Below are 21,711 nucleotides of genomic sequence, written 5' to 3' on the forward strand. Positions count from 1 at the left end.
GCGGCCTTGACAAAGGGGTGACCTTCGTGGGATCCACAGCACTTGTGCACAGTCGACCTGCGCAGGACCGGCTGCCGGAGCCCCCTGTCGGCCATCGTGCGTTTCCTTGTCGTTTCCCCGCCCGACTTGGGCAGACGCCCGAATCCACATACTCTAGGGGGGTATCCATCCCGGGCCGCCTTGGGCCCGCTCTGTGAGGAGCCCCGATGTCCCAGACCCAGTCCGCCGAGGTGGACCCCGCGTCGCACGTCCTCGGCCCGCCGGAGGGAGAGGGTCATGCCCCCCACGGCTACATCGGCCAGAAGGAGGACTACCTGAAGCGCCTGCGGCGGATCGAGGGGCAGGCCCGTGGGCTGCAGCGGATGGTCGAGGAGGAGAAGTACTGCATCGACATCCTCACCCAGGTCTCCGCCATGACCAGCGCGCTGCGTTCGGTCGCTCTCGGCCTGCTGGACGAGCACCTGCAGCACTGCGTGGTCCGCGCCGCCGCCGAGGGCGGCGAGGAGGCCGAGACCAAGCTGCACGAGGCCTCGCAGGCCATCGCGCGCCTGGTCCGCTCCTGATCTCCCACCACCGTCCCGCCACAGAGAGCTGATCCGATGAGCACCACCACCGAGTACGTCGTCACCGGCATGACCTGCGCCCACTGCGTCAAGGCCGTCACCGAGGAGGTGACCGGACTGACCGGCGTCACCGACGTCGCCGTGGACCTGACCAGCGGCGCACTCACCGTCGTGAGCGACACCGACCTGCCGTTCAGCGAGATCGAGCGGGCCGTCGACGAGGCCGGCTACACGGTCGCGCCGGCCTGACTCCGGTCGCTCGTCGCGCGAGCCGCGACCGGCGCTCGGTCAGGCTGGACCCGTGAGCTCGTAGCGCAGGGTGGCGAAGTCCTCCCCGTGCGCCGTCGCGCTGACGAGCCGCAGCCGGGGCGGGGTGATCCGGCGCGGCAGCAGCGGCGCACCGCCGCCGAGGAACACCGAACCGACCCCGAGGATGAGGTCGTCCAGCAGCCCGGCGTCGGCGAACTGGCCCACCAGGTCACCCCCGCCCACCACCCAGACGTTCCGACCCGCCGCAGCCGCCACCATCTCGGCGTGCACCGGTGCGACCTCGCCGGAGACGAACCGGATGTCGGCCCCGGGCACCACGGGCAGCTCGCGGCTGGTGAAGACCCAGGTCGGCTGCGGGTACGGCCAGCTGCCCGGTCGCTCCACCAGCCCTTCGTGGTCGAGGATCCACTCGTACGTGGTGGAGCCCATGGCCAGCGCCCCGACCTCGGCGATGAAGTCCGGATACTCCTGCTTCGAGGCCTCGGTCTGGCGCAAGGTGAACAGCCAACCGAGCGAGTTGTCGGCGTCCGCGATGAACCCGTCGATGCTGGTGGCGGTGTAGTACTGGGTGCGCGTCATCGCGGCAGCCTGTCACCCGGCACCGACACCGCCAAGCAGCACCGGCACCGGCCGGCGGATCCGGCAGCGGGCGGACTCCGGTCGGGTCGTGACGGCGCTACGGTCGGTCCATGGTCACGAAGACGATCGTCCTCACCGGCGCCACCGACGGACTCGGACGCGAGGTCGCCAAGGCCCTGGCCGCCCAGGGGCACCGGCTGATCCTGCACGGCCGTCGCCCGGACGCCCTGCAGGAGGTCCGGGACGAGGTGGCCGCGGCGGGCGGCACCGACCCTGCGACCGTGCAGGCCGATCTGGCGGAGCTGGCGCAGGTGCGTACGCTGCCCGAGCAGATCGCCCGGGTCACCGACCGGGTCGACGTGCTCGTCAACAACGCGGGCGTCGGACCCGGCGAGAACGGGCATCCAGGTCGGCTGACCGTCGACGGCAACGAGCTCTGCTTCGCCGTCAACTACCTGGCCCCGTTCGACCTCACCCACCGGTTACTGCCCATGATCACCGACGACGGGGGCCGGGTCGTCAACGTGGCCTCCCTCGGCCAGGCCCCGATCCAGTTCGACGACCTCACCCTGGCCGGCGATCATGAGCCGTGGTTGGAGTACAACCAGTCCAAGCTGGCCATGATCACCTGGGGCTTCACCCTGGCCGAGCGACTGGGCGGGGTGACCGTGAACAGCCTCCACCCGGGGACCTACATGCCCACCAAGATGGTGCTGGACAAGGGGATCCCGCCGGTGCACACGACTGCGTCCGGGGTGGAGGCCACCACTCGACTGATCACCGACCCCGCCCTGGACGGGGTGACCGGGCGGTTCTTCGACCAGCTGGCCGAGGCCCGTGCCCACGTGGCCGACGCCTACGACCCGGCCGTCCGCGAACGGCTCTGGCGGGTCAGCCTGGAGCTCACCGGCGCGCCCGAGCCGGCCTGACCGGTCGGCGTGAGGAACCGGAGTGTGACCGGTCGGCGCGACAGAGGGCCGGCTCAACGGCGCGAACACGGCGTGTCGCGGGCGGAACGACGTTGAGCCCCGGGTTTGTCACGGTTCAGGCCGCCACCCCGGTCCCGCCCGCCCGGTAGCGCTCCCCGGCCCGCTCGCCCCGGCGACCCACCGGGATGGCGCCGGTGGCCTTGGCCAGACCGCTGACGGGCATCCCGGCGTAGATCGACTCGGCCACCGCGACCTGGAACGTCTCGTGCCAGATCCCCACCGCACCGGGCGCCTTGCGGGCCCGCCGGTTGAAGCGCGTCCACGCCGGCCGGTGGGCGGCCTCGGGGCGGGAGGCGTAGGCGTAGAGCTTCTCGTGGCTGTCCCAGTACATGATCATCACCGGTCCGCCCTCCCCCAGGGTGACTCGGAACCCGAGCATGCCGGAATCGGGATCCTTCGCCAGCTCGGTCAGCATCGGCGGCATCGCGTTGAACACGGGCAGCCACTGGTCCGGCCGCCACCAGCTGTTGATCCGCATGCCGATCAGGAACACGACGAGCTCGCCGCCGTGGTCGTGGGTCATCCGCCCGGTCTCGATCTTCGCCATCGTTGCTCCTGATAGATAGTCGCGCTCTCTGCTCTCTATTATTAGATAGTGCTACTGTCCGTTGTCAAGTGCTTCACGGAGAGGAGTGCGATGCGCATCTCGGAGCTGTCCCGCGCCACCGGCGTCCCCGTCGCGACGATCAAGTTCTACCTGCGGGAAGGACTGGTGCCCGAGGGCGTACGGACGTCGCCGAACCAGGCCCAGTACGACGACGCCCACGTCCAGCGACTGCGGCTGGTGCGCGCCCTGGTCGGGGTCGGTGGACTGTCCATCGCCGCCACCAGGGAGGTGCTCGGCCACATCGACGAGCCCGCGCAGCCGACCCTCGACCTGCTCGGCGCCGCGCACCAGGCCGTCGCCCCCGAGCTCCCCGACGACGTCGACGTCACCCCGGCTGTCGCGCTGGTGCGGCGTTGGGGCTGGAGCTCGTGCGTCGACCCGGTCGAGGGCACGAGCGGCGACGGGATCGATCTGGGGGTCGCCGGTCTGGCCGTGGCCCTGGCCGCGCTGGACGATGCCGGCTTCGTGGTGGAACCGGACCGGATGGACACCTACGCCGAGGCGATGATGCGGGTGGCCCGGGCGGAGATCGACGATCTGCCGACCGAGACCCCGAGCGCCGCCGTCCGCTACGTGGTGCTGGGCACCGTCCTGGTCGAACCGGTGCTGCTCGCCCTCCGCCGCCTGGCGCAGCGCGAGGCGTCGGTGGCCCGCTTCCCGCCGGCCGCTCCCCACGTCTAGGAGCGAAACCCACGCCTGACGTGGATAGCGGTGCAGAAGTCGCGGAGGACGCTAGCCAGACTGGGGCCATGACGACCGACTCCGTCCTCACCGCGCTCAACGATCCCGGCCGGGCGTTCATCGCCGGGCTGCCCAAGGCCGAGCTGCACGTGCACCACGTCGGGTCGGCGTCGCCGGCGATCGTGGCCCGGTTGGCGGAGCGGCACCCGGGCACGGTGCCGAGCGAGCCCGAGCGGTTGGCCGACTACTTCCGGTTCCGCGACTTCGCCCACTTCGTGGAGATCTACCTCTCGGTGGTGGACCTGATCAGGACCGGCGAGGACGTACGACTGCTGACCTACGAGGTGGCCGCGGAGATGGCCGCCCAGAACATCCGGTACGCCGAGCTGACGGTGACCCCGTACACCTCGCTGGTGCGCGGCATCGCGGCCGAGGCGTTCGTGGAGGCGATCGAGGACGCCCGGGTGGCCGCCGAGCGTGATCTCGGCATCGTGCTGCGCTGGATCTTCGACATCCCCGGCGAGCTCGGTCTGGAGGGCGCCGACGGCACCCTGCGGTTCGCCCAGGACCACGGGCCGTCGAGCCTGGTCGGGTTCGGGCTCGGCGGCCCCGAGATCGGCGTGCCGCGGCCGCAGTTCAAGCCCCACTTCGACGCCGCCCGGGCGGCCGGTCTGCACAGCGTCCCGCACGCCGGGGAGACGACCGGGCCGGAGACCATCTGGGACGCCCTGCACGAGCTCGGGGCCGAGCGGATCGGGCACGGCACCTCCGCGGCCCAGGATCCCGAGCTGCTGGCGTACCTGGCCGAGCACCAGATCCCGGTCGAGGTCTGCCCCACCTCGAACCTGGCCACCGGGGCGGTCACCGATCTGAGCACGCACCCGATCATCGCCATGGTCGAGGCGGGGGTCCGGGTCACCATCAACAGCGACGACCCGCCCATGTTCGCCACCACGCTGAACGACGAGTACGGCGTCGCCGCCCGGCTGCTCGGGCTGGACGACATCGGGGTGGGCAACCTGGCCAAGGCCGCGGTCCGCGCCTCGTTCGCCGACCGCTCCCTGCAGGACCGGCTGCTGACCGAGATCGGCGACTACGTGGCGGCGTCCGCCTAGCCCTCCGAGCGCCGCCGGCGGTCAGAGGCGGTGGCGGGAGCCGATCGGTTGCAGCTGGCGGATCGCCTTGGGCGGGCCGAAGGGGAACAGCTCCTCCCGGTCCGGCTTGCGCCACCACAGCACGATGGCCACCAGCACGGCCACCTGCACCAGCGGCGAGATGCCGTAGCGGAACACGCCCGAGACCACGTCCAGCGGCAGGCTCATCTCCACCGCGCGCCCGGGCACGTACGACAGCGACAGCAGCGTGATCCGCATCAGCATCATCCGGTCGAGCTTGCTGGCCGCCAGCACCGCCAACGGCAACCAGGCGATCAGGTCGTACCAGGACAGCGTGTACATGGCGGTCACCAGCCAGGCCACCGACAGCACCAGCGAGGTGCGCAGGGCCACGGTGAGCGGGTCCAGCCGCGGGTCGGTCCCCCGGGCGAGTCCCGGCGCCGCGGTCCACGGCACCACCTTGGACAGCATCCAGGCGATCACCACCAGACCGCCGTACGAGATGACGCCGACGATGATCTTGGCGACCCAGTCGGCGAGGAACAGGTCGAGGAACAGGAAGACGGGGTTGGCCCAGGACCCGACCGACACGTACGAGCCGTTGCGGAGCACCTGGAAGAAGGCTGTCGGCTGCCACACCACGTAGGCCAGGCCCATCGGGATGACCGTGCCGAGGCAGAGCAGGACGGCCTTCTTGGGTTCACGCCGGTACGCCCACAGCATGGCCAGTCCCCAGATGCCGATGCTGAGCTTGGCGCAGCCGGCGAGCCCGATCCCCAGACCCGCGCCGAACGGGCTCTTGCGCATCAACATGATCCCCGCCACCGCGAACATCACCGACAGGGCCTCGTTGTGGGCGGCGGCCACGACCGCCCAGATCAGCATCGGGTTGCAGACGGTGAGCAGGGCCGCGCGGGCCTGCCGGCGCTTGTCGCCGTGGGCCAGCTGGACGATGCCGGCGCAGGCGATGATGAACGGCACCACAGTGATCACCTGCAGCCAGAACACGATGTCGTGCATGTTCTCGCCGCCGAGGTAGTTGGCGAACCACTGCAGCCAGGACGTGATCGGCCCGTAGACGCTCGGGGTGTCCTGCCACGGCTGCTCGGTCCACTTCAGGACCGGGTCGAACCCTCCGCGGAACACCTCGGCCGGCGTGATCTCGTACGGGTTGCGGCCGATCATCTGCAACCGGCCGTACCCCGCGTACATCAGGATGTCCGCGCTGGTCAGCGGCGGCACCAGGATCGTGACCAGACTCAGTCCCGTGCCCAGCCCGAAGATCTTCCGCGGGTTGGGCAGCCAGCCGCCCGCCAGCGCCCGCATGGCGATCCACAGACCGAGCGCACCGGCCACGATGATCACCCAGACCAGCGCCGTGACCAGCCACTCGTTCGGCTGGACCACGCCGCTGGGGAGATACCACGGTGGCAGCAGGCTGTCCCGCGGGCCGAGCATCAAGGTGACCACCGACGGGCCGAGGAAGCCGGTGATCAGGGTGACCACGGTGGCGGTGATGATCAGGCCCATGCCGTACCGGTGGTCGCGGTGCCACACGCTCGGCGCGTAGCGCTGGATCGGTGGGTGCGCGGGGTTGCGGCCGGCGACGTGGTGGTGGGGGCGGGGTCCGTCGCCGCTCCCCGGGCGGCCGGATCTGCCGCGCCCGTGCCCGGAGGCGCGGCTCATCCGCGGAGCTTGTCGATCAGACCGCGGACCCCGCCGGACTCCTTCAGCCCGTCGAGGCCGTGCCGCACCAGACCCCGGGCGGTCAGCGCCCGGGTCACGTCCTTCAGGGTCAACGCCCGGTCCAGCTGCGCGGCCAGGCCGGTCGCCGGATCGGCACCGACGAGATCGAGCTCGACCTCCCGTACCCGCAACCCTGCGCGGAGCAGGTCGATGGTCATGCCGAGGTCCGCGCCGTCGCCGGCGGCCAGCGGGCTGGCCAGCTCGTACGCCTTGCGGGTCAGGCAGCGGTTGGTGGCCAGCGGGGACCGGGAGGTGAAGTCGGCCAGCTCGGTCAGTCCGCGGGCGGCGGTGGTCTCGACCAGGTCGAAGCCGGCGCCGGAGTCCCCTCCGGCGTCCGTGGGAACGGCGATGGTCAGGTCCGCGCGCTCGGTGACGACCGGACCGATCAGGTGCGCGGCCCGGGTGGCGGCGGCGCCGAGGTCGGCGTCCAGCAGCAGGACGGTCCCGCACTCGGGCCGCTTGTCACGCTGCTCGAGCACGCCGAGGGCGTTCACCCCGGACTCGACGGCGGCGGCGCGTCCGCGGCCGCGCTGGTGGGTGACGACGATGGCGCCCGAGGCGGCGGCGTAGTCCCCGGTCGGGTCGCTGCTGCCGTCGTCGACGACGATGACCACCTCGACGCCCGGGACGGCGCGGGCGGCGGTGACGGTGGCCTGGATCCGGTCCGCCACGTCCCTGGCCGGGATGATGCAGGCGACGCGGGCGAGACTCACGGGAAAACCTTAGGCGATCATCGGGGAACGCCCCCGTCGCCAGGTGGCTGCCGGCCCTGCCACCGGGTCAGGGCTGCCGCCGCCACCGCCGGGTCGTCGGTGGTCAGACCGGTGACCCCCCGGTCCAGGCACCAGGCGATGTCCCGAGCCCGGTTCACCGTCCAGACGTGCACCTCGTGGCCGTGGGCGAGCACCCGGGCGATGTAGGCGGGGTCCTGCCGCAGCAGCAGGTGGTCCGGTCCCACGGTGCCGATCCCCTCCGGCAGGTGCCCGTCCCGCCACTCCCCCAGGTCGCGTTCGATCAACAGGGTCCGGGGTAGCGCGGGCAGCACCTCCGCCGCCCGCTGCAACCCGGGCAGGAAGAAGGAGATGATCCGCACCGGCGCTCCGGCGACGGTCCAGCCGTACGGGTCGAGCAGGGCCGCGACCCCCTCCTCCACCTCGGTGGTCCGCGGGTTCGGGTGCTTGGTCTCGATGGCCAGGCTCACGTCCACCCCGCGGGCCCGGGCCGCCGCGGTCAGCTCGATCAGCTCGGCCAGGGTGATCAGGGTGCGCCGGTCGACGTCCGGCCGGCGACGCTTCCAGGAGCCGAAGTCCAGCGTCTGCAGCTCGGCCACGGTCCGCGCGTACGCCGGCCCGGAGGTGGTCGAGGTGCGGTCCACGGTCAGGTCGTGCAGGCAGATCAGCTGGCCGTCGGCGCTGAAGTGGACGTCGGTCTCCAGCCCCAGGGGGACCCCGGTCCGTTCGGCCCAGGCGATGGCGGACAGGTAGGCGGCCCGGGTCATCTCCGGTTCCTTCGCCGCGTAACCGCGGTGGGCGTAGATCATCACCACGTCGGCCAGCCTGCCCTACGGCCGCTCAGCCCCTCTCCGGACGGGCTCGCTGCGGTTCGCCCGGACCACCGGGCGGGTCAGCGAACCCAGGGTGGAGCCGACGGTCGAGCCGATCGCGAGCGCGGTGAGCCGGGGGTCGAGGGTGCTGACCATCTGGGCCATCGCGGCGGCCACCCCGCCCGGCTGGTCGTGCCCGGTGAGGTACGCGCGCTGCCGGTCCGGTGGCAGCCGGAAGAACGCCTCGAAGAAGGCAGGCACACCGTCCGGAGGCAGCCGGAGCAGGGTGGCCAGACCCGCGCCGCGCAGCAGCCGGACCACCTGGCGCCGGCGGCTGCGGAGCAGATCGGCGGCGTCGGCCGGCACCCCGGCGGCGATCAGGACGGCGAGGTCGTCGGCCAGCCGGAGCGACGGGGCCACGCTGTACCCGGTGGCCGGGTGCATGATCCCGCCCCGCGCCCCGATGACCAGGGGCCCGGCCCGCCCGCTGCGGCTCAGGTGCTCGGGCTCCACCGCGAACCGCACGTGCTCCTCGGGCTCGTCGCCGCTCAGCCGGACACCGCGGTGGGCGAGCCGCGCCGCCAGCCGGGTGCGCAGCTCGCGGTAGCCCAGCGGAGGGCGGCCGACCAGGCAGGTCTCCTCGACCAGCACCCGGTCGTCGCCGACCGGGACCACGTACAGGAAGGACGGCGGGGCGTCGGCCGGGGCGCCGTTGTCGTGCCGCCAGTCCATGAACCAGGAGCCGGAGATCGCCCCCGTACGGTCCCGGGGCAGCACCACACCTACGGCGGTCTGCTGGGCCTTGGCCGGGGACAGCCGGCTGCCGCGCGCGTCCACCACGACGTCCGCCGAGAGGTGGCGTCCGTCGGCCAACCGGACGGTGTGCGGGTCCACGACGGTGTCCACCCGCCCGGCCAGCAGCCGGTCCCCGTCCACGGCGAGCGCGGCGTGCAGGCGGGCGGGGTCCAGCACCACGTACCGGTCGGCGATCACGTGCTCGGTGCGGGCGAAGGCGCTGACGGTGTCGGTGCCGGCCACCACCCCCGCCGGCAGCCAGGCCGGCAGCTCGTAGGACCAGAGCGCGTACGTGGCTGTCCAGGGTCGCTCCGGCGCCGGGTCGATCCCGATCGCGTTCACTCCGCGAGCAGTCAGCCGGGACAGCAGGGACCGGCCGGAGGGGCCGAGACCCAGCACCAGGACCTCGACGGTCCGACGGGCCGAGGCCGTGTTCGTCACGGCCCCAGCCTGCCGTACGGCTGGACGACGAGGGCTCAGGCGCCGGCGATCCGGCGGCGGGAGAGCCGACCGAGCACCACCATCAACACCGCGGAGACCGCGATGGCGGCGACCGAGGAACCCAGCCAGGTGGGCGGGGTGAAGCCGATGGCGGCGTCCACGGCGTACCAGAAGTCCGCCCACACCGGCACCGTGCCGGGGTAGACGAGCTGGTAGGCGACGAAGCCGGCGGCCCAGGCCACCGGCGGGGCCCAGCGCAGCCGGGCGGTCGGGCTGACGTCCCAGCGCTGCCCGCTGACCAGCAGGAAGTCGGCGGCGGCCACGGCGAACAGCGGGACGAAGACCGAGCCGATCAGGAACAGGAACGACTGGTACTGACCGAAGTCCAGGAAGCCGGCCAGCAGTGTCGCGATCACCCCGATGGCCACGGCCACGATCCGGCGGTCGAGGTTCGGGGCGATGTTCTGCACCGACATGGTGGTGGAGTAGATGTTGGCGAAGGCCTCGTCCACCTCGTCGGTGAGCAGGATGCCCAGGGCGATCGCCCCGGCCGGCAACGCGACCAGGGCGGCGATCACGTCGGTCGCGCCGAGGTGGGCCACGGCCAGCACCCCGAGCGTGTAGTAGGCGACGGCGGCCAGTCCGTAGCCCAGTGAGGATCCCCAGAAGGCGGCCTTGCGGGTCTGCGAGTGCCGGCTGTAGTCCGCGGCCAGCGGGGCGAAGGAGACCACGCCGGCCACGGCCAGGTCGACCGCCGGCCAGAAGCCGAGCACGGCGTCCTGCGGGATCGCCTGCCGCGGCTGCGACAGCACCTGGACGAACAGCACCACCGAGGCGATGAGCACGAGCCAGACCATCACCTTGCGCAGCAGCCGTACGCTGCCGAGCGGCTTGACCGCCATCAGGGTGGCCACGGCTCCGGCGACCAGCACGAACGGCCACCGCCACTGGTCACCGAGGATCGCCGACGCCGCGGTGGCGATGACGATGATCTCCATCGTGGCCCAGCCGATGTTCTGGCCGATGTTGAGCACCGTGGGGGCGATCGAGCCCCGCCGCCCGAGCAGTCCGCGCAGGGAGACCATGGCCGGGGCGCCGGTGGTGGCGCCGAACAGAGCCGAGGTGCCGAGCAGACCGGCGCCCAGGGTGCAGCCGACCACGATGGCGCCGATGGCGAGCCAGACCGAGCCGGTGGTGGCGGCGATCAGGGCCCCGGTCAGCGGGCCGAACAGGCTGATGCCGAGGTTCGCCCACATGGCGAACTGGTCGAGGAACCGCAGCGGTCGGGGCGGTTCGGTGGTGAGGACGATCGGCGCCTCGGGCCGGCGGCCCGGAGCCGACGAGCCCTCGACGGTGGTCGGTGCGGAGGTGGACGTGGCCATCAGCGGTAAACCCTCCCTACGCCGGCATTACCCGGTCAGGTTCGGTCGGTCGGCGGACCCGCGGTCCTCTCGGACCGGCACTCCGCCCTCTCAGCCCACCACGTGGTGTGAGCTCCCGATGTGTGTCGTTTGGATCCAACCTAGCGCGTCCGGCGCCAGGCCGGACTGCTGTCCTGGTGCCGGTGGACGGACGCGACTGCGTCGACGTCAGCTCGACCTGACCGCTGCGCGGCGTGTCGCGGTCTTTTCGACCAGGTCGAGCTGCGTTCGACGCAGGGTCAGGCGACGACCGGCTTGCCTTCGGCGGCCCAACGCTGGACACCGCCGACCAGGTTGACCGCCTCGTGGCCCTGCTGGGCCAGGTACTGCGCCACCCGCTCGGAGCGGCCGCCGACGGCGCAGATGCAGACGACCCGCTCGGGGATCTCGTCGAGACGGGCCACCACCTGGTCCATCGGGATGTGGACGGAGCCGTCGATGCGGCCCTGGGACCACTCCTCGTCGGTGCGGACGTCGAGCAGCGTCCAGCCCTCTGTGCGGTGCCGGTAGACGTCGTCGGGGGTGATGGTGGGAATCGGGTCGACCATGCGGTCGAGGTTAGTGCGGGTTCACCCCGACTCACTGACGTCACGTCGCGAGCGGCCACGAACGAAGCGCCGAATCGATCTGGACTGACGAGCGTGCAGACACGCTTCACCGTCTGCTCGCGAGCAGGGAAGATCGATTCCTGAGCGCGCAGTGAGTAGCGAGTGACGACGTGCAGAGCTACTTGAGCAGCCGGGACATCCGGCGGTCGGCCAGCTTCTTGCCACCGGTCTGGCAGGTCGGGCAGTACTGCAGGGACGAGTCGGCGAACGACACCTCCGCGATCGTGTCGCCGCACACCGGGCACGCCTCACCCTTGCGTCCGTGCACCCGCATCCCGGACTTCTTCTCGCCCTTCAGGTCCTTGGCCGCCAACCCCTCGGCCCGGCGGATCGCCCCCGCCAGCTCGTCCCGGATGGCGTCGTAGAGGGTGGTGAGCTCGTCGTCGGACAGCGAGCTGGCCGGCTTGAACGGGCTCATCCGGGCCACGTGCAGGATCTCGTCGGAGTAGGCGTTGCCGATGCCGGCGATCACCCGCTGGTCCTTGAGCACGCCCTTGAGCTGGGAGCGGCCGGCTTTGGCCAGCAGGGCGGCCAGGGCGGCCCGGTCGAAGTCGTCGGCCAGCGGGTCCGGACCGAGGGTGGCCACGTGCGGGATCTGCGCCGGGTCGGCGACCACGTACACCGCGAGCTTGCGCTGGGTGCCGCCCTCGGTGAGGTCGAAGCCGGAGCCGTCGTCGAGGTGCAGCCGGACGGCCAACGGATTGCGGCCCGCCTTGGGCGGCGCGGTGGGCTGGGTGTCCTTCCAGCGCAACCAGCCCGCCCGGGCCAGGTGGAAGACCAGGTGCATCCCCTGGGCCGAGACGTCGAGGAACTTCCCGTGCCGGGTCACCCCGTCGATCTCGAGGCCGTACAGCGCGGTCGGCGGTGGGTCGTAGGTCTTGAGGGCGCTGAAGGCCACCACGTCGAGGCGGGTGATCGTCCGGCCGACCAGCTTGTCGGTGAGGAAGACCCGCAGCGACTCCACCTCGGGCATCTCGGGCATGCCCCATTATGCGGCGGCCCTGGATGGTCGCGCCGTGGGTTCTGCTCGGGTTTGTCGGTGTTGCTCGGTCTATAGATCGAGCAGGTCCGACAAACCCGAGCAGAACCAGGGTGGGCCACGCGCGACCGGCGCTGTCCAGACTCAGCTGGTGCTGCGGTGCACCTGCCTGACGCCCACCCAGAGCCCGGCGGCGCAGGTGAGCACGGCGGCGAGGACGGCCCAGCCGATGGCCGGGTCGGCGAAGGAGCCCGAGAACAGCGCCCGCTCCGCGTTGACGATCCAGGTGAGCGGGTTGAAGGCGCCGATCACCTGCATCCAGCGCGGCCCGTTCTCCAGCGGCAGCATCATCCCGGACAGGATCAGCAGCGGGAACAGCAGCGACTGCTGCACCGCCCAGAACATCCACTCCCGCTTCCGGGCGGCGATCGCGAGCGCGTACGAGAACGCGCCCATGCCGACCCCGAACACCCCGAGCAGCACCAGCCCGACGATGACGTGCAGGGGATGGAGCACGAAGCCGAACGGGATCGAGACGACCACGATCAGCGCGGCCTGGACCACCAGGGGGGCGAGCTCCTTCAGGGCTCGGCCGATCAGGATGGCCGACCGCCGCAGCGGGCTGGCCAGCACCCGCTCGTACGACCCGAGCGAGATCTCGAACAGCAGGTTGGAGCCGGCCGCCCCGGTGCCGAACAGGCAGATCATCACGATCACGCCGGGCAGGAACCACTGCAGCGGGGACTGCCCTCCCAGCGCCGCCGGGTCGATGGAACCCCCGAGCAGCGGGCCGAACAGCGCCAGGAAGACCAGCGGCTGGACCAGGGAGAAGATGAGCGAGAACGGGTCCCGCAGCACCAGGAACATCTCCCGCCAGAAGACCGCGACCACGTCCCCGACCAGCGAGCTCCGTCGATCCTGCAGCGGGCCGGCACCCGCCGTCGCCACCGCGGTCATGCCGCCACCTCCACGTCTTCGCGCAGACTGCGCCCGGTCAGACTCAGGAACACGTCGTCCAGCGTCGGCACCCGGACGTCGGCCGCCCGCACCGGCACCCGGTCGGCGTCCAGCTCCCGCAGCACCACCGGCAGCAGCTGCCGGCCCTGGTCGACCCGGGCGCTGACGGCCACCCCGTCCGCGTCCGGCGACTCCTCCAGCCCGAGGGCCCGCCGCCCCAGCACCGCGCGGGCCCGCTCCACGTCCGCCGGCTCGACGACGACCGTCAGGCGATCCCCGGCCAGCCGGCTCTTCAGGTGCTGGGCGGTGTCGTCGGCGATGATCTCGCCGTGGTCGATGACCACCACCCGCTCCGCCTCGGCGTCGGCCTCCTCCAGGTAGTGGGTGGTCAGCACGATCGTGGTGCCGAGCTCGACCCGCAGCCGACGGATGTGCGCCCACAGGTTGGCCCGGTTCTGCGGGTCCATCCCGGTCGACGGCTCGTCGAGGAACAGCAGCCTGGGCGAGTTGACCAGACCGAGCGCCACGTCCAGCCGACGCCGCTGTCCTCCGGACAGGGAACCGACGGTCCGCCTCTCCAGCCCGGTCAGGTCGAGGCTGCCGACCAGCTCGGCGGCCCGGGCCGCCGCTGCGGCGTTGTCGAGCCCGTAGAACCGACCCTGCGAGCGCAGCTCGTCCAGCACCCGGAAGCTGTGACCGCCGCCGTTGCCCTGGCCGATGTAGCCGATCCGGGAGCGCACCAGCGCCGGCTGCGCCACGATGTCGGCGCCCGCCACCTCGGCCGTGCCCGAGGTCGGCGGCAGCAGCGTGGTCAGCATCCGCAGGGTGGTCGTCTTGCCGGCGCCGTTTGGACCGAGGAAGGCCACCAGCTCCCCCGCCTCGATGTCGATGTCGACACCCTTGACGGCCTCGACCGTCTCTTTCCTGCTCCTGAACTGCTTCCGCAGCCCGCGCGTGTGGATCACGCCTGGGTCCTCCCCCTCGTCGATCGGATCTCGGCGCGACCCGTGCTCATCTCCGTACGCCGTACCGAGTAAGAACACCATACACTGTACGGAGTCGTACTGACACTGCCTCGCCCCCGATCCGGGAGGACCACCGATGACCGATCCCGCGCACCCGGACGGCCCCTCGGCCGACGAGCTCGGGACCGAGCAGGGACGCCGGATCCTCCGGCTGCTCTGGGAGCCCGCACCGGCCGCGCCGAGCCGGGGGCCCAAACCGAAGCTCACCCTCGAGGACGTGGTCGACGCCGGAGTGGCGATCGCCGACGCCGATGCGCTGGCCCAGCTCTCGATGCGCAGGGTCGCCGCGCGACTCGGGGTCGGGGCGATGTCGCTCTACACGTACGTGCCCGGACGCGACGAGCTGCTCGAGCTGATGGTGAACCGCGTGCACGCCGAGCTGGGGCCGTCCGCCGGCGGGTTGTCCTGGCGGGCCGAGGTGGAGCACCAGGTGGGTGAGCGCTGGCGGATGTACGAGCGGCACCCCTGGCTGCTGGACCTGAACACGGCTCGGCTGCCGGTCGGCCCCCACGTGCTGGACGCCGACGAGGCTCTCTACGCCGCGCTCCAGCGGGCAGGGCTGCGGGGCACCGACGTGGTCTCCTCCAGCAACCTGATCCTCTGGCAGCTGCTCGGGGCGGCCCGCTCCCAGATCACCGACTCCGACCAGGCCCGGCGGACCGGCACCTCGGCCGAGGCCTACTGGGAGTCTCGGGCCAGCTTCTGGTCGACGTACTTCGACGAGGGCCGCTATCCCACCATGGCGGCCGTGTGGGAGGCCGGCGGCTTCGACGACGACCAGGCGTACGCCTTCGACCGGCTGCTGGCCCGGCTGCTCGACGCCCTGGAGGCGAGCCTCCCCGACGCCTGAGCGCGACCAGGGGCGCCGAGGCGGACAGGGGCGTCAGGGCGGACAGGGGCGGCAGGCCGGTCAGGCCGTCGGGTCCGCCGAGCACGGGGAAGGGCGTCAGACCGGCTTGAACGGCAGGGGGGCGGTCCGCTCCTTGCCCGTGGTCACCACGCAGCGGCTGAGCTCGTCCGGGGCCGGGAAGACCCGGTACGGGACCGCCTCGATGTCCCAGAGGACACCGGCGCGACCGGAGGCCAGCCGGCGGTTGAGCACGTCCTTGGTGCACAGCTCCTTGATCCGCGGGTCGTTCTCCAGCTCCGACTGCGTCCGGGGGGTCTCGGGCAGCTGCACCGCGACGAAGGTCTGGTAGGCGTGGGTGTCGGTGCACTCGGCGGGGGTGGCCAGCAGCGGGACGTCGCCGAAGTTCTGCAGCCCGGCCCAGCACTCCGGCTCGACGGGGCACAGGGCGCCCTCGCCGAGCTGCGCGCACGGGACGAACCCGTCGGGCGGGCTCGGCGAACCGCTCGGCGACCCCGAGGCCGAGGCGGAGGCACTCGAGCCGTCCGGGCTCGGCCCGTCGGCCGTGGGACCGGTCGTGCCGGTCGACGGCGTCGCGGCGCCCACCGGAGGGGTGGTCGCGCCGGTCTCCCGGCCGGTGAGACCGAAGTAGAGCGCGCCCGCCCCCACCAGCGCCACGACCAGGACCAGCACGGCGACCAGCAGCGTCCGGTCCCGACGTCGGGTGCTCCGCTCGCCGGTGGTCTCCCGGTCCGGGTCGACGTCCCCCGACACCCCACCCGAGGGCCCGCCCCCCGACGCGCCGTCCGGGGGCCCGTCGCTCGCCGACCGGCCACCCCCCGACTCCGCCGACGCCGCCGCCGACGCCTGGGCCACGGACCCGCCCGGGTCGGTCGCCACTCCCTGGGTGCCCGCTGCTCCGCCGAGCCCCAGCGCCCGCCGGTCCACGGTGGCCCCCGGTCCGAGGTCGACCCCGGCCAGCTGGTCACGGAACTGCGCGGCGGTGGGTCGCTCGGAGGCCTCCTGCGCCAGGGCGCCGGCGAGCACGTCCGTCAGCGCCTGCGGCACGTGGGGCAGCGTCGCCGCCGGCTCCGCGTGCAGCTCGATCAGCTCCGGCAGGGTCGGGGTGTGCCCGTCGGTCGGCCAACGCGGCGGGTGGCCGGCCAGCAGCGCGTACAGGGTGGCCGCCAGGGAGTAGACGTCACCGAACTCGGTGGCGGGGTGGGAGTGGAACATCTCCGGCGGCGCGTACGCCGGGGTCAGTGCCTCCATCGTCACCGACGGCTCCGACCCGGGTTCCGGCATCGCGGCCAGCCCGAAGTCGGTCAGCCCGGCGTGCCCGTACGCGTCGATCAGGATGTTCGCCGGCTTCACGTCCCGGTGGATCACCCCCCGCGCGTGCGCGGCGGCCAGGGCGTCGGCGATCCGGACCCCGACGTCGCGGACCCGGGCGACCTCGGGTCGCTTCTCCGGGGTCAACCAGGCCGACAGCGACCCGCCCGGACACAGCTCCAGGACCAGGTACGGGCGGTCGTCGGGCAGGATGCCGGCGTCGTGCACCGTGACGATCCCCGGGTGACCCGACAACCGGCCGGCCGCCCCGGCCTCGCGCAGGAAGCGGCGTCGCTGCTTGTCCTCGTCCAGGGGACGGAAGTCGACCTTGACCGCTACCTGGCGGCCGAGCGAGTCCTGACGCGCCTGCCAGACCGCGGCGAAGCCCCCTCGGGCGAGGGGTCGCCAGTCGGAGAGCCCCTTGATCTCGGGGTGCGCGGTCACCACCGGGTTCACGGTACTCGGACGATGCCCCTCCGGCGGGCGCCGCGACGAACGACCGCTGCCGGCCGGACGGGTGCGGCAGGCTCGACGCCAGACACCCTGACGGACCTCCGGTCGTGACCACTAGGGTCACGACCATGACTCGGAGCGTCTACATCGCCTCGCCCGAGGGCCTCACCGGGAAGTCAGCCATCGCCATCGGGCTGATCGACACTCTGACCCGCGAGGTCGGTTCGGTCGCGGTGTTCCGCCCTCTCGTGCACGGGCACCACGACATGCTCGCCGACATGCTGGTGAACCAACCCGGCATCACGCAGAGCTACGACGACGCCATCGGGGTCACCTACGACGAGGCCCGCGAGAACCCGGACGAGGCGATGCACGTCATCGTCGAGCGGTTCGGTCGGTTGGCGGAGACCTTCGACGTCGTGCTGGTGCTCGGCTCGGACTACACCGACATCTCCACCGGCACCGAGCTGACCGTCAACGCCCGGATCGCGGCCAACCTCGGGGCGCCGGTCGTGCTGGTCGTGCACGGCCGCGACCGCACCCCCGACGAGGTGCGCTCCACCGCCGAGGTGGCCATCGCCGAGCTCCGGCTGCACCACGCCCACACCGTCGCGGTGATCGCCAACCGGACGGCGGCCGACCAGCTGGCCGAGACCCAGACAGCCCTGGCCCAGCTGCCGGGCGTGGTGGTCGCGACGGTCCCGGAGAGCCCCATGCTGTCCGCCCCGACCGTACGGGCGCAGGCGGCCGCCGTCGACGCCGAGCTGGTGCTGGGCACCGACTCCTGGCTGGACCGCGAGTCGCAGGGGCTGATCGTGGCGGCGATGAGCCTGCCCAACGTGCTCGACCGGCTGCGGCCCGATGTCACCGTGATCGCCCCCGGCGACCGGGGCGAGCTGCTGCCCGGGCTCCTGATGGCCCACCAGTCGGGGACCTTCCCCTCGCTGGCCGGGATCGTGCTGACCGGCGGCTACCCGATCCCCGAACCGGTCCAGCGGCTGGTCGAGGGCGTCCCGCACAACCTGCCCATCGTCTCCACCGAGCTCGGCACCTTCACCGCCGCGGCCCAGCTGTCGGGTGTCCGCGGACCGATGTCCAAGGAGTCCACCCGCAAGCTGGAGGTAGCCCGTCGGCTGTTCTCCGAGCGGGTCGACGCCGAGGCGCTGATGAAGGCGATCAACGTGTCCGCCTCCGAGGTGCGCACCCCGCTGATGTTCGAGTACCAGCTGATGGAGCGGGCCCGCGAGGCCAACAAGCACATCGTGCTGCCGGAGAGCACGGATGACCGGATCCTCGAGGCCGCCTCCATCCTGCTCCGGCGCGGCGTGGCCCGGCTGACCCTGCTGGGGGACGAGAAGCTCGTCCGCGCCCGGGCGTCCGAGCTCGCCCTCGACCTGGAGGACGTCACCGTCGTCTCCCCCACCGACCCCGAGCTGGTGGAGCGGTTCGCCGCCGAGTACGCCCGGGCCCGGGCGCACAAGGGGATGACGATCGAGCGGGCCCGCGAGGTCGTCACCGACGTCTCCTACTTCGGCACGATGATGGTCCACCTCGGACTGGCCGACGGCATGGTCTCCGGGGCGGTCAACACCACCGCGCACACCATCCGCCCGGCCCTGGAGTTCATCAAGACCAAGCCCGGGGTGGCCACCGTCTCCAGCGTCTTCCTGATGTGCCTGGCCGACCGGGTGCTGGTCTACGGCGACTGTGCCGTGGTGCCCGACCCGACCGCCGAGCAGCTGGCCGACATCGCCGCCTCGTCGGCCGAGACCGCTGACCAGTTCGGGATCGAACCGCGGGTGGCGATGCTGTCGTACTCCACCGGGTCGTCGGGGTCGGGCGCCGACGTGGAGAAGGTGCGCGCGGCCACCGCGCTGGTCGCCGAGCGCCGGCCGGACCTGCCGCTGGAGGGTCCGATCCAGTACGACGCCGCGGTCGACCTGGACGTCGCCCGGACCAAGCTGCCCGACTCGGCCGTGGCCGGCCGGGCGACGGTGTTCATCTTCCCGGACCTGAACACCGGCAACAACACCTACAAGGCGGTCCAGCGCAGCGCGCACGCCGTCGCCATCGGCCCGGTCCTGCAGGGTCTGCGCAAGCCCGTGAACGACCTGTCCCGAGGAGCCCTGGTGGACGACATCGTGAACACCGTGGCGATCACCGCGGTCCAGGCGGCCGGCAACGACGCCGCGGCCAGCGCCCCGGGCGGGGGCGCGGCGTGAGCTGGACCGCCGCGGGCCCGGTGCTGGTGATCAACTCCGGGTCGTCGTCGCTGAAGTACCAGCTGGTCGTGCCGGACACCGCCGAGGTGCTGGCGTCGGGGTTGATCGAGCAGATCGGCGAGTCGTCCGGTCGGATCTCCCACTCCACCGGGGAGCAGTCCTGGACCCGGGAGGACCCGGTCGCCGACCACGGCGCCGCCCTCACCCTGCTCCGGGAGCAGTTCGCGGCCCACGGACCCGATCTGGACGGCGTCGGCATCACCGCGGTCGGGCACCGGGTGGTGCACGGCGGGTCCCGGTTCAGCGACCCGGTGGTCATCGACGACGACGTGCTGGTGGAGATCGAGAAGCTGTCGCCGCTGGCCCCGCTGCACAACCCGGCCGCGCTGGCCGGCATCCGGGCCGCCCGCGAGCGGTTCGCCGTCCCGCACGTGGCGGTCTTCGACACCGCCTTCTTCGCCGGTCTGCCGGCGGCGGCGAGCACGTACGCCATCCCGGCCGAGCTGGCCGCCGAGCACGCGATCAAGAAGTACGGCTTCCACGGCACCTCCCACGAGTTCGTGTCGCGGCGCGCGGCCGAGGTGCTGGGTCGGTCGACCGAGGACTTCCGGGTGATCGTCTTCCACCTCGGCAACGGCGCGTCGGTGTCGGCCGTCCGCGGCGGCGCGGCGATCGAGACGTCGATGGGTCTGACGCCGTTGCAGGGCCTGGTGATGGGCACCCGCTCCGGCGACATCGACCCCAGCATCTACCCGTACCTGCACGACGCCGCCGGGCTGTCCATCCCCGAGATCGACACCCTGCTGAACAAGAGGTCCGGGCTCAAGGGACTCTGCGGGGACAACGACTTCCGGGTGCTGGACCGCCGGATCGCCGACGGCGACGAGGCCGCGGAGCGGGCGTTCGCCGTCTACGTGCACCGGCTGCGGACCTACCTGGGCGCGTACGCCTTCGCGCTCGGCCGGCTGGACGCGGTGGTGTTCACCGCCGGTGTCGGGGAGAACAACGCCCGGGTGCGAGCGGCGGCCACCGCGGACCTGGAGCACTTCGGCCTGGTGCTGGACGAGGCGCGCAACACGGAGCGCTCCCGGTCGGCCCGGGTCGTCTCCGCCACCGACTCACCGGTGACGATCATGGTCGTGCCCACCGACGAGGAGCTGGCGATCGCCCGCAAGGCCGAGCAGCTGGTCGGATGAGCTCCGCCGCCGGCGCGGGTCGGACCGCGACCGAGCCGGTGCTGCGGAGCTGGCGCAACGCCGTCTTCGTGATCTTCTGGCTGTGCGGTTTCCTGTTCGCCAGCTGGGCCTCCCGGGTGCCGACGGTCCGCGACATCCTCGGCGCCACCACCAGCCAGATGGGTCTGCTGATCTTCGGGCTGGCCGCCGGGTCGGTGCTCGGTCTCTTCGCCTCCAGCCACGGATCGCCCGGTTGGGCGCGAGCCGGACGCTGCTGATCTGCCTGTCGCTGGCGTCGGCCGGGATGGTCGGCATCGGCGTGCTGGCGGAGGTCGCGCCGAGTCTGGTGATCTTGTTCGTGGCGCTGATGGCCTTCGGTGTCGGCTACTCGATCTGCGACGTGGCCATGAACCTCAGCGGCGCAGCCAACGAGCGGCGGATCGGCCGCACGCTGATGCCCGTCTTCCACGCGCTGTTCAGCGTCGGGACCATGATCGGTGCCGGGGTGGGCGCCCTGATGGAGCACCTGTCGGTGCCGATCGGCGTGCACCTGGTCGGCGTCGGGGTGCTCGGGTTGGTGGCGGCGCAGGTCTCCGTCCGGTTCCTGCAGCCCGCCGAGCACGTCGAGGAGCCCGCGGCGGCCGGGGCCGGCGCGACCGGCGTCGACACCATGGCCGACCCGTTGTCCGACACCCCCGACCCGGCCGGGTGGCGGTCCCGGCTGGCCGTCTGGCGGGACCCCCGGATCCTGCTGATCGGGGTGATCGTGCTCGGGATGGCCTTCGCCGAGGGCTCGGCCAACGACTGGCTGAGTCTGTCGATGGTCGACGGGTACGGCCTCACCAACGCCGGCGGCGCGGCGATGTTCGGTGTCTTCGTCACGGCCATGACCGTCGGTCGGCTGCTGGGCGGCAGGGTCTTGGACCGCTTCGGTCGGATCCCGGTGCTGCGCGGGACGGCGGTGCTGGCCGTGGCCGGCCTGCTGCTGGTCATCCTGGGCCCGAACATCGGCGTGGCCGCCGTCGGGACCGTGCTCTGGGGTCTGGGCGCCTCACTCGGCTTCCCGGTGGGGATGTCGGCGGCGGCGGACGACCCGCGGACCGCGACGGCGAGCGTGGCGGCGGTGGCCACCATCGGCTACTTCGCGTTCCTGATCGGCCCGCCGCTGATCGGTCTGCTGGGCGAGCAGGTCGGGCTGCTGAACGCGTTCTGGGTGGTCGGCGTGCTGGCCGTCCTGGCCGGGTTGTGCGCCCCCGCCGCCCGCGAGCCGCAGCCTGTTTCCCGCTGACGCCCCCTTTCGTTCATCGACGCCCCCGCTGCAGTGGGGGCGTGAGTCAGCGAAAGGGGGCGGCAGCCGACCTCA

General features: G+C 72.2%; 22 protein-coding genes. 10 read left to right on the forward strand and 12 right to left on the reverse strand.

Annotated features, from left to right (window positions below; translation table 11 throughout):
- The first annotated feature begins 206 nt into the window (after nucleotides 1-206).
- Both ABD714_RS12315 and ABD714_RS12320 read left to right on the forward strand, forming a co-directional pair.
- A complete protein-coding gene (locus tag ABD714_RS12315) occupies nucleotides 207-563 on the forward strand; it encodes a metal-sensitive transcriptional regulator (protein WP_344812650.1) in 357 nt (118 codons plus the stop codon).
- A 36-nt stretch (nucleotides 564-599) separates the two neighbouring features.
- Nucleotides 600-812 (forward strand): heavy-metal-associated domain-containing protein, encoded by a 213-nt coding sequence (locus ABD714_RS12320; RefSeq protein ID WP_344812651.1) that lies wholly within the window; start codon nucleotides 600-602, stop codon nucleotides 810-812.
- Nucleotides 813-851: 39 nt separating this feature from the next.
- On the opposite strand, the gene ABD714_RS12325 is transcribed toward ABD714_RS12320, so the two are convergent.
- Entirely contained in the window at nucleotides 852-1,412 is a 561-nt protein-coding gene (locus ABD714_RS12325) for a dihydrofolate reductase family protein (protein WP_344812652.1), read from the reverse strand.
- Between the two features lie 110 nt (nucleotides 1,413-1,522).
- Between ABD714_RS12325 and ABD714_RS12330 the strand changes: the two genes are divergently transcribed.
- Entirely contained in the window at nucleotides 1,523-2,341 is an 819-nt protein-coding gene (locus ABD714_RS12330) for an SDR family NAD(P)-dependent oxidoreductase (RefSeq protein ID WP_344812653.1), read from the forward strand.
- A gap of 115 nt (nucleotides 2,342-2,456) precedes the next feature.
- On the opposite strand, the gene ABD714_RS12335 is transcribed toward ABD714_RS12330, so the two are convergent.
- Nucleotides 2,457-2,948 (reverse strand): DUF4188 domain-containing protein, encoded by a 492-nt coding sequence (locus tag ABD714_RS12335; RefSeq protein WP_344812654.1) that lies wholly within the window; start codon nucleotides 2,946-2,948, stop codon nucleotides 2,457-2,459.
- Between the two features lie 90 nt (nucleotides 2,949-3,038).
- Here ABD714_RS12335 and ABD714_RS12340 point away from each other — a divergent pair, with 90 nt between their 5' ends.
- Nucleotides 3,039-3,689: a MerR family transcriptional regulator gene (locus ABD714_RS12340; RefSeq protein ID WP_344812655.1), complete on the forward strand. Its 651-nt coding sequence runs from the start codon at nucleotides 3,039-3,041 to the stop codon at nucleotides 3,687-3,689.
- Nucleotides 3,690-3,757: 68 nt separating this feature from the next.
- On the forward strand, nucleotides 3,758-4,804 hold the full coding sequence (locus ABD714_RS12345) for an adenosine deaminase (RefSeq protein WP_344812656.1): 1,047 nt from the start codon (nucleotides 3,758-3,760) through the stop codon (nucleotides 4,802-4,804).
- A 21-nt stretch (nucleotides 4,805-4,825) separates the two neighbouring features.
- Here the strand turns inward: ABD714_RS12345 and mptB are convergent, their stop codons facing one another.
- The 9 genes from mptB to ABD714_RS12390 form a co-directional block, all read right to left on the reverse strand.
- Complete coding sequence (mptB, locus tag ABD714_RS12350; RefSeq protein WP_344812657.1) at nucleotides 4,826-6,490, reverse strand: polyprenol phosphomannose-dependent alpha 1,6 mannosyltransferase MptB; 1,665 nt, start codon at nucleotides 6,488-6,490, stop codon at nucleotides 4,826-4,828.
- Nucleotides 6,487-7,263 (reverse strand): glycosyltransferase, encoded by a 777-nt coding sequence (locus ABD714_RS12355; RefSeq protein WP_344812658.1) that lies wholly within the window; start codon nucleotides 7,261-7,263, stop codon nucleotides 6,487-6,489. Before ABD714_RS12355 ends, mptB begins: the two co-directional genes overlap by 4 nt.
- Before the next feature lie 17 nt (nucleotides 7,264-7,280).
- On the reverse strand, nucleotides 7,281-8,090 hold the full coding sequence (locus ABD714_RS12360; protein WP_344812771.1) for a glycerophosphodiester phosphodiesterase: 810 nt from the start codon (nucleotides 8,088-8,090) through the stop codon (nucleotides 7,281-7,283).
- A 21-nt stretch (nucleotides 8,091-8,111) separates the two neighbouring features.
- Nucleotides 8,112-9,329, reverse strand: coding sequence for a lycopene cyclase family protein (locus tag ABD714_RS12365; protein WP_344812659.1), 1,218 nt, complete (start codon nucleotides 9,327-9,329; stop codon nucleotides 8,112-8,114).
- Nucleotides 9,330-9,364: 35 nt separating this feature from the next.
- Nucleotides 9,365-10,711, reverse strand: coding sequence for a purine-cytosine permease family protein (locus tag ABD714_RS12370; protein WP_344812660.1), 1,347 nt, complete (start codon nucleotides 10,709-10,711; stop codon nucleotides 9,365-9,367).
- A 278-nt stretch (nucleotides 10,712-10,989) separates the two neighbouring features.
- The gene (locus ABD714_RS12375; RefSeq protein ID WP_344812661.1) at nucleotides 10,990-11,298 is read right to left on the reverse strand and encodes a rhodanese-like domain-containing protein; all 309 of its coding nucleotides are present in this window, start codon (nucleotides 11,296-11,298) and stop codon (nucleotides 10,990-10,992) included.
- Nucleotides 11,299-11,476: 178 nt separating this feature from the next.
- Nucleotides 11,477-12,340 carry an Fpg/Nei family DNA glycosylase gene (locus ABD714_RS12380; protein WP_344812662.1) on the reverse strand — a complete coding sequence of 288 codons (864 nt, stop codon included), beginning with the start codon at nucleotides 12,338-12,340 and terminating at the stop codon, nucleotides 11,477-11,479.
- 141 nt (nucleotides 12,341-12,481) lie between these two features.
- Complete coding sequence (locus tag ABD714_RS12385; protein ID WP_344812663.1) at nucleotides 12,482-13,294, reverse strand: ABC transporter permease; 813 nt, start codon at nucleotides 13,292-13,294, stop codon at nucleotides 12,482-12,484.
- The gene (locus ABD714_RS12390; RefSeq protein WP_344812664.1) at nucleotides 13,291-14,259 is read right to left on the reverse strand and encodes an ATP-binding cassette domain-containing protein; all 969 of its coding nucleotides are present in this window, start codon (nucleotides 14,257-14,259) and stop codon (nucleotides 13,291-13,293) included. Before ABD714_RS12390 ends, ABD714_RS12385 begins: the two co-directional genes overlap by 4 nt.
- A gap of 136 nt (nucleotides 14,260-14,395) precedes the next feature.
- On the opposite strand from ABD714_RS12390, the gene ABD714_RS12395 reads away from it, so the two are divergent.
- Nucleotides 14,396-15,169 (forward strand): TetR/AcrR family transcriptional regulator, encoded by a 774-nt coding sequence (locus tag ABD714_RS12395; RefSeq protein ID WP_344812665.1) that lies wholly within the window; start codon nucleotides 14,396-14,398, stop codon nucleotides 15,167-15,169.
- A 96-nt stretch (nucleotides 15,170-15,265) separates the two neighbouring features.
- On the opposite strand, the gene ABD714_RS12400 is transcribed toward ABD714_RS12395, so the two are convergent.
- The gene (locus ABD714_RS12400; protein WP_344812666.1) at nucleotides 15,266-16,945 is read right to left on the reverse strand and encodes a serine/threonine-protein kinase; all 1,680 of its coding nucleotides are present in this window, start codon (nucleotides 16,943-16,945) and stop codon (nucleotides 15,266-15,268) included.
- 134 nt (nucleotides 16,946-17,079) lie between these two features.
- Between ABD714_RS12400 and pta the strand changes: the two genes are divergently transcribed.
- The 4 genes from pta to ABD714_RS12420 are packed head-to-tail and all read left to right on the forward strand — an operon-like array spanning nucleotide 17,080 to nucleotide 21,636.
- Nucleotides 17,080-19,173 carry a phosphate acetyltransferase gene (pta, locus tag ABD714_RS12405; RefSeq protein ID WP_344812667.1) on the forward strand — a complete coding sequence of 698 codons (2,094 nt, stop codon included), beginning with the start codon at nucleotides 17,080-17,082 and terminating at the stop codon, nucleotides 19,171-19,173.
- Nucleotides 19,170-20,369 carry an acetate/propionate family kinase gene (locus ABD714_RS12410; RefSeq protein ID WP_344812668.1) on the forward strand — a complete coding sequence of 400 codons (1,200 nt, stop codon included), beginning with the start codon at nucleotides 19,170-19,172 and terminating at the stop codon, nucleotides 20,367-20,369. The genes pta and ABD714_RS12410 overlap by 4 nt, the downstream gene beginning before the upstream one ends.
- The gene (locus ABD714_RS12415; RefSeq protein ID WP_344812669.1) at nucleotides 20,366-20,626 is read left to right on the forward strand and encodes a hypothetical protein; all 261 of its coding nucleotides are present in this window, start codon (nucleotides 20,366-20,368) and stop codon (nucleotides 20,624-20,626) included. Before ABD714_RS12410 ends, ABD714_RS12415 begins: the two co-directional genes overlap by 4 nt.
- Entirely contained in the window at nucleotides 20,602-21,636 is a 1,035-nt protein-coding gene (locus tag ABD714_RS12420; protein WP_344812670.1) for an MFS transporter, read from the forward strand. Before ABD714_RS12415 ends, ABD714_RS12420 begins: the two co-directional genes overlap by 25 nt.
- Nucleotides 21,637-21,711 lie beyond the last annotated feature (75 nt).

Source organism: Microlunatus aurantiacus, assembly GCF_039536605.1.
GTDB classification, from domain to species: domain Bacteria; phylum Actinomycetota; class Actinomycetes; order Propionibacteriales; family Propionibacteriaceae; genus Microlunatus; species Microlunatus aurantiacus.

Coding starts and splice junctions, on each gene's coding strand:
- ABD714_RS12315 (WP_344812650.1), top strand. CDS start 207: ATGTCCCAGACCCAGTCCGCCGAGGTGGACCCCGCGTCGCACGTCCTC.
- ABD714_RS12320 (WP_344812651.1), top strand. CDS start 600: ATGAGCACCACCACCGAGTACGTCGTCACCGGCATGACCTGCGCCCAC.
- ABD714_RS12325 (WP_344812652.1), bottom strand. CDS start 1,412: ATGACGCGCACCCAGTACTACACCGCCACCAGCATCGACGGGTTCATC.
- ABD714_RS12330 (WP_344812653.1), top strand. CDS start 1,523: ATGGTCACGAAGACGATCGTCCTCACCGGCGCCACCGACGGACTCGGA.
- ABD714_RS12335 (WP_344812654.1), bottom strand. CDS start 2,948: ATGGCGAAGATCGAGACCGGGCGGATGACCCACGACCACGGCGGCGAG.
- ABD714_RS12340 (WP_344812655.1), top strand. CDS start 3,039: ATGCGCATCTCGGAGCTGTCCCGCGCCACCGGCGTCCCCGTCGCGACG.
- ABD714_RS12345 (WP_344812656.1), top strand. CDS start 3,758: ATGACGACCGACTCCGTCCTCACCGCGCTCAACGATCCCGGCCGGGCG.
- mptB (WP_344812657.1), bottom strand. CDS start 6,490: ATGAGCCGCGCCTCCGGGCACGGGCGCGGCAGATCCGGCCGCCCGGGG.
- ABD714_RS12360 (WP_344812771.1), bottom strand. CDS start 8,090: ATGATCTACGCCCACCGCGGTTACGCGGCGAAGGAACCGGAGATGACC.
- ABD714_RS12370 (WP_344812660.1), bottom strand. CDS start 10,711: ATGGCCACGTCCACCTCCGCACCGACCACCGTCGAGGGCTCGTCGGCT.
- ABD714_RS12375 (WP_344812661.1), bottom strand. CDS start 11,298: ATGGTCGACCCGATTCCCACCATCACCCCCGACGACGTCTACCGGCAC.
- ABD714_RS12380 (WP_344812662.1), bottom strand. CDS start 12,340: ATGCCCGAGATGCCCGAGGTGGAGTCGCTGCGGGTCTTCCTCACCGAC.
- ABD714_RS12385 (WP_344812663.1), bottom strand. CDS start 13,294: ATGACCGCGGTGGCGACGGCGGGTGCCGGCCCGCTGCAGGATCGACGG.
- ABD714_RS12395 (WP_344812665.1), top strand. CDS start 14,396: ATGACCGATCCCGCGCACCCGGACGGCCCCTCGGCCGACGAGCTCGGG.
- pta (WP_344812667.1), top strand. CDS start 17,080: ATGACTCGGAGCGTCTACATCGCCTCGCCCGAGGGCCTCACCGGGAAG.
- ABD714_RS12415 (WP_344812669.1), top strand. CDS start 20,366: ATGAGCTCCGCCGCCGGCGCGGGTCGGACCGCGACCGAGCCGGTGCTG.